The organism is Gemmatimonadaceae bacterium, from assembly GCA_036496605.1.
GTDB lineage: Bacteria > Gemmatimonadota > Gemmatimonadetes > Gemmatimonadales > Gemmatimonadaceae > AG2.
Genome location: DASXKV010000030.1, coordinates 125,089 through 135,983 on the forward strand (window position 1 = coordinate 125,089; position 10,895 = coordinate 135,983).

10 protein-coding genes are annotated in these 10,895 nt (G+C 63.5%); 6 read left to right on the forward strand and 4 right to left on the reverse strand.

Going from position 1 to position 10,895, the window contains the following annotated elements; genetic code table 11:
- Positions 1-2: 2 nt before the first annotated feature.
- The 3 genes from VGH98_10550 (at position 3) to VGH98_10560 (ending at position 3,636) form a co-directional block, all read left to right on the forward strand.
- Entirely contained in the window at positions 3-1,715 is a 1,713-nt protein-coding gene (locus tag VGH98_10550) for an acido-empty-quinoprotein group A (protein ID HEY2376402.1), read from the forward strand.
- Between the two features lie 34 nt (positions 1,716-1,749).
- A complete protein-coding gene (locus VGH98_10555) occupies positions 1,750-2,826 on the forward strand; it encodes a sugar phosphate isomerase/epimerase (protein ID HEY2376403.1) in 1,077 nt (358 codons plus the stop codon).
- An 87-nt stretch (positions 2,827-2,913) separates the two neighbouring features.
- On the forward strand, positions 2,914-3,636 hold the full coding sequence (locus VGH98_10560; protein ID HEY2376404.1) for a hypothetical protein: 723 nt from the start codon (positions 2,914-2,916) through the stop codon (positions 3,634-3,636).
- A gap of 45 nt (positions 3,637-3,681) precedes the next feature.
- On the opposite strand, the gene VGH98_10565 is transcribed toward VGH98_10560, so the two are convergent.
- Positions 3,682-4,215, reverse strand: coding sequence for a DoxX family protein (locus VGH98_10565; GenBank protein ID HEY2376405.1), 534 nt, complete (start codon positions 4,213-4,215; stop codon positions 3,682-3,684).
- 84 nt (positions 4,216-4,299) lie between these two features.
- Here VGH98_10565 and VGH98_10570 point away from each other — a divergent pair, with 84 nt between their 5' ends.
- From VGH98_10570 to VGH98_10580, 3 genes are read left to right on the forward strand one after another with little or no spacing between them, the layout of a single operon-like run.
- Positions 4,300-5,295: an ATP-binding cassette domain-containing protein gene (locus VGH98_10570; GenBank protein ID HEY2376406.1), complete on the forward strand. Its 996-nt coding sequence runs from the start codon at positions 4,300-4,302 to the stop codon at positions 5,293-5,295.
- On the forward strand, positions 5,292-6,119 hold the full coding sequence (locus VGH98_10575; protein ID HEY2376407.1) for a hypothetical protein: 828 nt from the start codon (positions 5,292-5,294) through the stop codon (positions 6,117-6,119). The genes VGH98_10570 and VGH98_10575 overlap by 4 nt, the downstream gene beginning before the upstream one ends.
- 3 nt (positions 6,120-6,122) lie before the next feature.
- Positions 6,123-6,926, forward strand: a complete 804-nt coding sequence (locus VGH98_10580; protein HEY2376408.1) for an ABC-2 family transporter protein — start codon at positions 6,123-6,125, stop codon at positions 6,924-6,926.
- Between the two features lie 116 nt (positions 6,927-7,042).
- Here the strand turns inward: VGH98_10580 and VGH98_10585 are convergent, their stop codons facing one another.
- The 3 genes from VGH98_10585 to VGH98_10595 form a co-directional block, all read right to left on the reverse strand.
- Positions 7,043-9,733: an ABC transporter permease gene (locus tag VGH98_10585; protein HEY2376409.1), complete on the reverse strand. Its 2,691-nt coding sequence runs from the start codon at positions 9,731-9,733 to the stop codon at positions 7,043-7,045.
- Positions 9,730-10,092: a PadR family transcriptional regulator gene (locus VGH98_10590; GenBank protein HEY2376410.1), complete on the reverse strand. Its 363-nt coding sequence runs from the start codon at positions 10,090-10,092 to the stop codon at positions 9,730-9,732. The genes VGH98_10585 and VGH98_10590 overlap by 4 nt, the downstream gene beginning before the upstream one ends.
- 64 nt (positions 10,093-10,156) lie before the next feature.
- Positions 10,157-10,645 (reverse strand): hypothetical protein, encoded by a 489-nt coding sequence (locus VGH98_10595; protein ID HEY2376411.1) that lies wholly within the window; start codon positions 10,643-10,645, stop codon positions 10,157-10,159.
- Between the last annotated feature and the right edge of the window lie 250 nt (positions 10,646-10,895).

The following is a 10,895-nucleotide window of genomic DNA, read 5'->3' on the forward strand; positions in this document are numbered from 1 at the left end:
CGATGACGCGAATTGCAAAGCTCGTGCTGCTCTGTATTCCGTTCTGCGTCCCGTGCGGCCAGCTGGCGAGTCAAGGCCTCGACCCCGCCGTGTTGACGAAGCCGGCGACCGACGCCTGGCCGAGCTATGCAGGCGACTACTCGCAGCGTCGGTTCAGCACGTTGACGCAGATCGATACGAACAACGTCAAACATCTCAGCCTCGCCTGGGTGCGTCGCCTAACGGCCGGCGCCGGCGGCGGCGAAGGCGGTTTCTTCGGACCGCCGGCCGGCGGACCGACGATCACCGGCGGCGTCGCGGAGGATCCGGTCACCATTCCCGGTTCGACGAGCGGGTCGCCGCGCCTGTCCGGGTCGATTTTGCAGGTCAACGGAATCCTGTACGTCACTGCGCCCGACAACGCCTGGGCGATCGACGCGCGCGACGGCCACGTGCTGTGGCACTACTGGTGGAAGTCGCGCGGGGGGACGCACATCGGCAATCGCGGCATGGCCATGTACGGTGAGTGGCTCTACTTCGAGACGCCCGACGACTATCTGGTTTCACTCGAGGCGAAGACCGGTCAGGAGCGCTGGCACAAGGAGATCGCTGATTTCAGTCAACAGTATTTCTCGACGACGGCGCCGATGGTCATTGGCGACCACGTGCTCGTGGGAACAGGCGACGATCTGGACTCGCCAGGCTTTCTCCAGTCGTTCGATCCGAAGTCGGGCGATCTGCAATGGAAGCTCTACACGGTCCCGATGAACAAGGGCGACCCGGGCCTCGAGACCTGGGGAAGCCTGGACGCTGCACGGCATGGCGGCGCGCAGGTCTGGATGCCAGGCTCGTACGACCCGGAAACGCATCTGTACATCGTCGGCACGGGGAATCCAACGCCGGCATACACCGCGATGCTGCGCGGGCCCAAGGACGAACACACGAACCTGTACACGTGTGCCGTCATCGCGGTGAACGTGGATACCGGGAAGCTGGTCTGGTACTTCCAGACATCGCCTAACGACACACACGACTGGGACTCCACGCAGCCGTCGGTGCTGTTCGACGGCATCTTCCAGGGCAAGCCGCGGAAGCTGGTCATGCAGGCGGCGCGAAACGGCTACTTCTATGTGCTGGACCGCACCAATGGTGAGCACCTGCTCACGTCGAAGTACTCCGAGGCGGCCAACTGGGCGCAGGAGATCAACGCGAAGGGACAGCTCGTCCGGAACCCGGAGAAGGACAACACCATCGCGGGCTCGCTCGTCTCGCCGGACAACGGTGGCGCCACGAACTGGTTTCCGCCGAGCTACAGTCCGCAGACGGGACTCTTGTACGTCGTCACACGAGAGTTGTACGCGATGTACTACCTGACGAACAAGGATCCGCGCATGCTCGTGGGGCTCGGCGGCAGTGAGCAGGATGTCGTCGGATCGGCGGGCACGTCCATCGTCGCGATCGACTATCAGACCGGAAAGATCGCCTGGAAGTACCGCTTCGAGGGAGCTGGCGGCGGCGCAACGGGTTTGCTGACGACGGCCGGCGGTTTACTCTTTGCGAATGACGGCGCAGGCAACCTCGTCGCCTTTGGCGTACAGGGAAAGAAGCCACCCGTTGCGCTCTGGCACGCCGGTATCGGCTCGGTCGACAACGCACCGGAGACGTACACCGTCGACGGCCGTCAGTATGTCCTCGTCACGGCAGAAGGGTCGGTTTATGCCTTCTCCCTGCAATAGTTCGGCGTACTCGCACGCAATGATGGGAGTGACAATGCCAACTCGAATCGGTGTACCGAACGAGTCCGAAACCACGCGCCGCGGCTTTATCAAGGGCGTTGCCATCGCCGCCGGCGGCCTCGCCCTGACGAGTCGAGCTGGGACGGCATTCGGATCCACCCTCTCGGCGAGCGCTCGTGCGTTCACGACGCCCAACTGGGCCGATCAGATCGGACTCGAGCTCTACACCGTCCGTGACTTGACTGGCAAGGATTATCTCGGAACGCTCGAGAAGGTCGCGGCAATCGGCTACAAGGAAATCGAGCCGGCTGGCGGTTACAACAACATGACGCCGAAGCAATTCCGTGCGGAGATCGACCGGCTGGGCCTCAGGATGCCGAGCACTCATTCGGGCGTCACCATCGGTTCGGCCGCCGATATGGAGCAGCAACTCGCTGGCTTTCAGATCATGGGGATCGAGTACGCGAGCCTCGATGCGCCACGGCCACCGGGCGGCCAGGGTCGCGGGCGCGGCGGTCGTGGACCCGCACCAACGAGTCCCGCAGCGCAGCGGCAGGCAATGGCGCAATTCATCAGAGCAAACGCGCAGGCTCGCACCGTCGACGACGTCAAACAGGAGGCGGCGCGCTACAACAACCATGGCAAGATCGCGCAGAAATTCGGCATCAAGTTGCTCATCCACAACCACACCGTCGAATTCATTCCTTGCAAGGACGCGGACCAACTTCCCTACACGATTCTGCTCGCCGAGACAGATCCGGCGCTCGTCGTCTTCCAGATGGACATCGGTTGGGCGTCGGTCGCCGGTCAGAATCCGATCCAGCTCTTCCAACAGCATCCCGGCCGGTTCGCTCTGTGGCACGTCAAAGACGTGGCAGGCTTGAAGTTCCTGCCTCCCGTGCCCGATCAGGGCGGAAGAATGGCCGAGGCGCGGCTCGTACCCGTAGGCAATGGCGACATCGATTATGGCGAGATTTTCAAGTATGCTAATGTCGCCGGGATGAAACATTTCGCGATCGAGCAGGACTCGGCCGCCGATTGGGGTGATTCGATCGCCGCGGCGCGCGTCAGCTATGACCACTTGCGAGCGATATTGACCGAACGCGCCTAGCCGGAAGAACGCGACAGCGCGCTGACAGGTGATCCGCCGGCCCGCGACATGCCGTGAGCAGGGGCTGATGTCAACCGGAGGATCTCAATGCGAGCAGCACACTTTGGCATAGTCGCGGTCATGGCGGTCAGCACTTTCACTCTCGGCTGCTCGAAGCACGAGTCGTCGAGCGGAGCGATTGCGCAAGATTCGCAGTCGGCAGCGTCGTCCCCAGCGCCGACACGAGCGCCCGCTGGCGTGACATCGGTCGATAGCATCGTGCGAGGGACGGTCGTGAGCCTGAGCGACAGCGTGCTTACGGTGTCGTCCGCGAGCGGCACGGTTCGCGTCGCACTCGGCCAGCCCCTTACCGTTTACACTCGCCAACCGGGCGATCTCTCACACGTCAAGGACAACACCTTTGTCGGTGTGACCTCCGTGCCGCAACCCGACGGAACACAACGAGCGACCGAGATCCACATTTTTCCGGAGGAGCTGCGCGGGCTCGGCGAGGGCAGTCGGCCAATGGGTCAGCAAGCCAGCGGTAGGCGCAGCACGATGACGAACGGGAGCGTCGCCAATTCTCAAATGACCAATGGCGCGGCGCGCATGACCAATGGAACCAGTCGTGGCGCGGCGGGAGGTACGATCACGGTCCAGTACAGCGGCGGATCGCAGACGATCAACGTACCGCAGAACGTGACCGTGACGGAAATCGTGCGCACGACGAGCAGCCTCGCTCCGGGTACGAGCGTGATCGTGCCCGCTGCCAAGCAGGGCGACGGTACATTGAAGACCTCGCAGGTCATGTTGAGCGGCACGTCAAAATAACGCGCCGCGAGAGACCGACGCATCACTTAGTAAGTACTCATTCGTTCAGGCAACGGCCACGCGCGGCTTTCGCCGAAACACGCGCAGGGCAAACGCCGTTGGCTCGCTGTAAGCGAACGCCGCAAAGCACATCGCGAGCACGAGATGGTTCAGCGCCGCGCCGAAGAACTGCCACGGCGCGGCGTGCGGTCCTGGATAATTCGACGAGAAGAGCAGTGCGAGCATGTACACCAGGCCACACACGCTTGCCACTCTCACCAGGACGCCGAGCACGAGCGAGATGCCGATTGCGAGCTCGCCGTAGGCAACAAGAAAGGCGATCGCGGTCTTATGCGGGAGCACGAAGCCCCTGAGCACCGACAGCATGAACGGATATGCGCTTCCGGAAGCGATGAATCGATCGATCCAGCCCTGAAAGCCGCCGCCGAGCGTGAACTGCGTGCCGAAGACTTTATACTCGCCGAAGAAGAGGAAGAGAACGCCAACGCCAACGCGCAGAGTCGAGAGCGCGCGGGTATTGCGATCAGCGCGTGTTGTGCCCATGGCCGTGGAAGGCTCGTAGTCGAAAGTGACCGGCATGGATGTTCGCGTGATTCTAGCCGCTGTGGATGCCCGCGCGCCATCCGCGAAATCGTTGTTCGGATTCCCCTCTCTCCAATCTCCATGTCTCGACCGATGATCGTCGTCGACGGGCTTACGAAGACCTTTCGCGTTGCCGAACACCGGCCCGGCGTCTGGAACAGCGTGGCGGGCCTCGTCCGACGTCGCTATCGCACCATCGAAGCGCTCAAGCAAGTGAGCTTCGCGCTCGAGGAGGGCGAGCTGCTCGGCCTGATCGGGCCTAACGGCGCTGGGAAATCGACGACCATCAAGATCCTCTGTGGGATTCTCCAGCCAACGAGCGGCCGGTGTGAGATCGGCGGCCTGGTACCGTGGGAAGACCGCGTGACGCACGTGGCACGCATTGGTGCCGTCTTTGGTCAGCGGACGCAACTCTGGTGGGACTTGCCGGTGACCGAAAGTTTCGATCTGCTTCGCGACATCTACCGCGTGCCGCCCGCGCGCTACCGAGTAACGCGCGACGAGCTCATCGCCCGCCTCGGCATCGAGATCGTTCTCGCCACGCCGGTCCGCCAGCTCTCGCTTGGTCAGCGTATGCGCTGCGAGATCGCGGCCAGCCTGCTCCATGAGCCTCGCCTGCTCTTCCTCGACGAGCCGACGATCGGACTCGATGCGGTGGCAAAGCTCGCGGTGCGCGACTTCGTGAAGACACTCAACCAGACGCGCGGAGTCACGGTGATCCTGACGACGCACGATATGCACGACATCGAAGCCCTCACGGAGCGCGTGATCGTGATCGGCAAGGGCATCATGCTCGCCGACGGAAGCCTGAGTGCGCTCCGTCGCGGCGCCTTGGCAGAACGAAGACTCTGGGTGCATTTCGCCGGTGAGCCCGCGACCGCCAATATTCCTGGTACGACCGTTAGGCGCCGACACGGCCGATCGATCGAGCTCGCGTTCGATCCGGTTACCACGTCCGCGCATCGTCTCATCGCCCACGTTGCCGCGGAATTCGACGTCGAAGACGTGCACCTCGAGGAGCCGGCGATCGAGGAAGTCATCGCGCGGTTCTACGCTCAGCACGCCGTCGACGCGTGACGGCCGCCACGGTGCGGCCGTACCTCGCTGTCTTTCGGGCGCGGTTTCAGCTGCTGCTTCAGTATCGTGCCGCCGCGCTTGCGGGATTCGGCACGCAGTGTTGGTGGGGTACCGTCAAAGTCATGGTCTTCGCGGCCTTTCTCAGCGGCCAGGTCGACAGTCCGATGACATTGCGCCAGACGATCGATTACGTCTGGTTGGGCCAGGCCCTCCTCATGATGCTGCCGTGGTCTGCGGATCCCGAGCTCGCGCGAATGGTTCGTTCGGGCGACGTGGCGTATGAGCGACTTCGTCCAGTCGAGACGTATGCATACTGGTTTGCGCGTGCCGTCGCGCGACGCACCGCGACGCCGCTGCTCCGTGCGATTCCGATGGTCCTCACGGCCGGTGTGTTGCTTCCATCGTTAGGCTTTGCGCGGTGGGGCCTGTCGGCGCCGGCGGGCGGGAGTGCCGTGGCCATCTTTTCCCTCTCGATGGTGCTCGTGATCGCACTCGCGAGCGCCTTCTCGACGTTGCTCGATCTGCTGGCCGTCCTGATGCTCTCCGAGCGGGGTGTGAACATTCTCGTCGCGCCACTTGCGATCGTATTTTCCGGGAGTCTCGTCCCGCTGCCGCTGCTGCCTCAATGGCTGCAGCCGGCGATGCGATATCAACCATTCGCCGGGCTGCTCGACTTCCCCCTTCGCATCTACAGTGGCCACCTCGCGGGCGCGGACGCGCTCGCGGCGCTGGCTGGACAAGCGGCATGGGTGCTGGTGCTCGTGGCGCTTGGCAGAGTGCTCACGACCTGGGTCATGGCACGTTTGCAAGTCCAGGGCGGCTAGCGAATGAACGCCATTCGCCTCTATGGCCGCTACGTGCGTGCGTCGCTGCACTCCCAGATGCGGTATCCAGCGTCGTTCCTCCTCACGTCACTCGGTGCCTTTCTCGCCACCGGAATTGACTTCATCGCGGTCTGGGCGTTGTTCGCGCGCTTTCGCCAGATCGCGGGCTGGCACTTCGGCGAGGTGGCGCTCTTCTACGCGGTGATCGGGGTGTCCTTCGCGCTTGCCGATGGGCTGACACGTGGCTTCGACGTTTTTGGCGAGCAATTCGTCAGGACTGGTGACTTCGATCGCGTGCTCGTTCGTCCGCGATCGACCGTGCTGCAGCTCCTCGGGTACGAGGTTCGAGCGACGCGGATCGGCCGCCTCGCACAGGCGGTGGTCGTGTGGATCATCGCGACGCGCCTAACGCACATCGGCTGGACCTGGCAGGTGTGGAGCACGCTGTTGTTCGCGGTCGCGGGAGGGATGGCCCTCTTCAGCGGGATTCTCGTGCTGCAGGCCACGATGGCATTCTGGACCGTCGAGAGCCTCGAGATTGCGAACACGCTCTCCTATGGAGGCGTCGAAGCCGCCCAATACCCCCTCGACATCTATGCCCGCTGGTTTCGGAACTTCTTAACCTTCGTCGTTCCGCTCGGCTGCGTGTCCTATTTTCCGGTTGCATCCGTCCTCGGCCGCGCTGATCGAACCGGCTTGTGGCCCGGACTACTGCCGTTCTCGCCCGCGCTCGGCTTCGTCTTCCTCGGTGTCGCGCTGTGGACCTGGCGGTTCGGCGTGAGACGGTACGCGTCGACGGGCAGTTAGCACGTCCTCTCACGCCGCCTAACGCTTCGCCTCGTGGATGCGCGCGACAATGACAGTCACCGATTGAGCAAACCGGAATGACGAAGAGGCCTGTCGCTTTCGGCAGGCCTCTTTCATTAGCTGGCCAGTGCCACCATCGGATCCACGCGGATCGCGCGACGCGCCGGCAGATAGCACCCCACGAGCGCAACTACTGTGAGAAGCACCGTCGCGGCACCGAAGGTCACGGGATCGGCCGGACTCACGCCGACGAGCAAGTTCGACATCGCGCGCGACACGATCGCTGCCCCCACCAGTCCGAGCGCCGCTCCCGCGATCGCGAGATTCGCTCCCTCGCGCATGACCATGCTCATGACGTCCCACTGACCCGCACCCAGAGCCAGGCGCAGTCCGATCTCATGGGTGCGTTCGCTCACCATGCACGAGATCACGCCATAAATCCCGAGCGCCGCGAGGAGCAATGCCGTGATCGCAAAGAGCGCGATCAATGTCATCGAAAAGCGTCGCACGGCGAGGGAGTCGGACACGACGTCGCTGAGCGTCTCCGCGCCAAATACCGGCAGCGCCGAGTTCACGGTCTGCACCTCGTCGCGGACTTCCCGAGCGATCGTACCCGTCTCGAAGCGGCCGCGGAGGAAGATCGCGAGATGCTTCCCTTGCCGTTGATAGAGGCTCGTGTAGAGATGAGGCGCGCTCGCGCTCGCGAGCGACTCGGTCCGCGCGTCGGCGACAATGCCAACGATGGTCGTCCACGACGTCGGTTGTCGCGTCAACCGGACCCGCTTGCCTAACGCTTCAGCACCTGGCCAGTACGTCCGTGCCATGCTCTCGTTGATCACGGCGACCGACGGATGCTCATCGGCGTCGAAGTCATCGAGCAACCGGCCGCGCACAAGCGTCATTCCGAGCAGCGAGAAGTACTCCGGCGTTACCTCCGAACCCGTGATGAACAGCGGCTGTTCCCCATGAGATGCGTCGCCCTCGAAGCGCACGCGCACCACCGTCTGATCTTGTTGCGGGTGATCGAGCGGAACAGCCGCGCCACTGCCGAGCGCCACCCCGTCGACTCCGGACAGCGCACGGCAACGGCGGATCACCTCACGCACGAAGGGCGCTTCGGCTGTCGCCGTCGGATAAAGATCCTCGGTCGAATCGTTTGGATACGGCAAGCGCGTTCGAATAACGGTCACGTGTCGTGGATCGAAGCCGAGGGGAACTCGTAGCAGGTCCCAGAAGCTGTGCACGAGGAGACCAGCCACGCTCATCAACACGAGTGAGAGCGCAAACTCGGTGATGACGAGAAAGCGACGCGTGCGCCTCTGTTCCCCGGAGCTCGTCGCGCCGCGTCCTTCGAGCTTCAGCACGCGCGTCACGTCGAGACCCCGAAGATGCAACACGGGCGCGAGGCCGAAGATCGCGCCCGCGGCCAAGGACGCGGTGAAGGCGAAGAGCAACACGCCCCAGCTGACCGCGATGTCATTGAGCCGTGGTACCATGTCGGGAATGAGCCTGACGAGCGACGTTTTCGTGGCGAGGACGACAGCGACGCCGACGACGCCACCCAGCACCGACAGCACAACACTTTCGGTGAGTAGCTGCCGCATGAGCTGCGCGGGCGCCGCACCGAGCGCCTGGCGTACCGCCATCTCGCGGCCGCGTGTGGTTGCTCGAGCGAGCAGCAGATTGGCGACATTCGCGCAGCCGATCAGAAGCACGAGGGCGACCGCGCCGAGCAGAAACAACAGGGGCTGGCGAACGTCGCCGACAACGTTGTCCTGGAGTGGCACGAGTCGCACCCGCCAGTCACTTCGCGGCGCGTACTCCCCGGGAAACTGACGCGAGAGCGATCGAACGAGCACGTCGATGCGCTGTTGCGCGTCCTCGATCGTTAGGCCCTGTTTGAGCCGGGCGACCGCCCCCGGAAAGAGACTGCTCCGTGATTGGACCGTCGCCGCATTGAGCGGTGCACCGGCGAATCCGAACGCGGGCCACACTTCCGTTCGCCGCTCCTCTCTGGTTTGTGCCGGCGCCTGAAAACCCGGCGGCATGACGCCGACGATTCGATAGGAGTCGGAGTCGAGTTGGACCACTCGACCCAGAATATTGGGATCACCGCCAAATGCGCCTCTCCAGAGCCCGTCGCTGATTACGGTCTGCTCATTGAATCCTGGCGTGGCATCCGCTGGATCGAACCCGGCGCCTAACTGCGGCTTCACGCCAAGCAAGGTGAAATAGTTCGGGGCAACGATCAGCAACCCAACCCGCTGCGGATGATTCAGGCCGGTGAGATTGTTGTTGTCGAACCAGGTCGGCGACACGTACTCGAAGATTCCGGAACGCTGCAGGTCGTGCCACTCCGGCGTCGACATGCCGACGTCGCGCGCGCCAATACCGACCAGGTCGTCCTCGATGCGCACGAGTCGCTCGGCGTGCGGAAATGGCAATGGATGGATGAGCGTGGCCTGCACGATGCTGAAGATGGCCGTCGTCGCGCCGATGCCGAGCGCGATCGTGAGGATGGCCAGCGCCGCGAAACCGGGGGCGCGCCGCAACATGCGCAAGGCAAACCGCACGTCCTGGCCAAGGCGTTCGGCCCGCGTGGCGGCGGCTCCCCACTCGTCGCGCGAGAGCTCCTGGACCAGCCCGAGGTTGCCGAACTCGCGGCGCGCACTGGCGACCGCGTCGCGTGGCGACTCTCCGCGCGCGACGCGGTCGGCTTCCGCCATTTCGAGGTGCGCCCGGAGCTCGTCGGCCAGCTCCCGGGTTCGGCGTTCCCGCACCCACGGCAACCATTCGAGAATGCTCATGACTCCTCCGCTTCCGGCGCGACCATGAGAGCCGCCATCGCTTCCGACAATTGCTGCCACCGCGACCGCTCGGCCGTGAGGCGTGCCCGACCTTTTGTCGTCAGTCGGTACATGCGCACGCGTCGATTGTTACCGGACACGCCCCATTCCGGGGCGATCGCACGCTGACGTACGAGACGCTGGAGCGCGGGATAGAGGGATCCGGTTTCGACCTGAAGCACGTTGCGCGATTGTGCCCGAATGAGCTGCACGATGCCATAGCCGTGGCACGGCCCCCAGCGAAGCGCCTGGAGGATGATGAAGTCCAGCGTGCCCTGAAGCAGCTCGATGCGCGACGTCGGCGGAGTCTTGGGTGCCATCGACGACCCCTCTAGGTAGAGGCTCTACGTATGGTAAGTAGAGTGTCTACACTTCAACCGCTTGTCAAGATGCGGGGCGAGTCGATCGAAGGGCGAGCAGAGATCCGGCCACCAATAGCCCCACGTCGACGTAAAGGCTCCCGAGGTGTCCAACGGTGGCGAGGCCGTACACATAGTGCAGTGGAAGGGTGACGCACACTGCAACGGCGACGACGACCAGCACGGTCCACGCCGCCCACGCCACACGACGTCGCAGACCGTTCCATCCTAACGAGACGACCGCAACGCCTAACGCCATGATGAATCCGGCAATGGCGACTTGAAGATGACTGATGTAGTTGAATAGTCGTGGGCTGAAGGCGCGGATCTCCTCGGGTGTCGCGCCAATGTGCGCTGGCGTGAGGCCCAGCTCGATGAATCCCGTAAAGTTGCGCCACAGGAAGAGCAGCCCATAGGCGATCAGCCCTGCGCCCGCGACGATCACCATCCACGTGCCAATATCGCCGGTCGTCGCTCGTCGTAACTGATCGTTCGATGGGGCAGTCGAGGGCATCCTGTTCTCCTCGCGAATCGAGTGGGGCGTAATCGAGATAGTGAGAGCAGATGCGACCACGGCCTTCTTACCAAGATTGGGATTCTTCGCGGAGTCTCGGGCGAGCTGCAGGAGGCCGCTGACACGGATATTGAGAGCACGCCCCTGACTGCTACTGTGGAAGTGTCATCAAACCACAGGTCACAGCCAGGAGCGGCCCTCATGAAAAGGACAGTGAAGAATGTCGGGCTGGATGTGCATCAAGCTACAG

Coding starts and splice junctions, on each gene's coding strand:
- VGH98_10550 (HEY2376402.1), top strand. CDS start 3: ATGACGCGAATTGCAAAGCTCGTGCTGCTCTGTATTCCGTTCTGCGTC.
- VGH98_10555 (HEY2376403.1), top strand. CDS start 1,750: ATGCCAACTCGAATCGGTGTACCGAACGAGTCCGAAACCACGCGCCGC.
- VGH98_10560 (HEY2376404.1), top strand. CDS start 2,914: ATGCGAGCAGCACACTTTGGCATAGTCGCGGTCATGGCGGTCAGCACT.
- VGH98_10565 (HEY2376405.1), bottom strand. CDS start 4,215: ATGCCGGTCACTTTCGACTACGAGCCTTCCACGGCCATGGGCACAACA.
- VGH98_10570 (HEY2376406.1), top strand. CDS start 4,300: ATGTCTCGACCGATGATCGTCGTCGACGGGCTTACGAAGACCTTTCGC.
- VGH98_10580 (HEY2376408.1), top strand. CDS start 6,123: ATGAACGCCATTCGCCTCTATGGCCGCTACGTGCGTGCGTCGCTGCAC.
- VGH98_10585 (HEY2376409.1), bottom strand. CDS start 9,733: ATGAGCATTCTCGAATGGTTGCCGTGGGTGCGGGAACGCCGAACCCGG.
- VGH98_10590 (HEY2376410.1), bottom strand. CDS start 10,092: ATGGCACCCAAGACTCCGCCGACGTCGCGCATCGAGCTGCTTCAGGGC.
- VGH98_10595 (HEY2376411.1), bottom strand. CDS start 10,645: ATGCCCTCGACTGCCCCATCGAACGATCAGTTACGACGAGCGACGACC.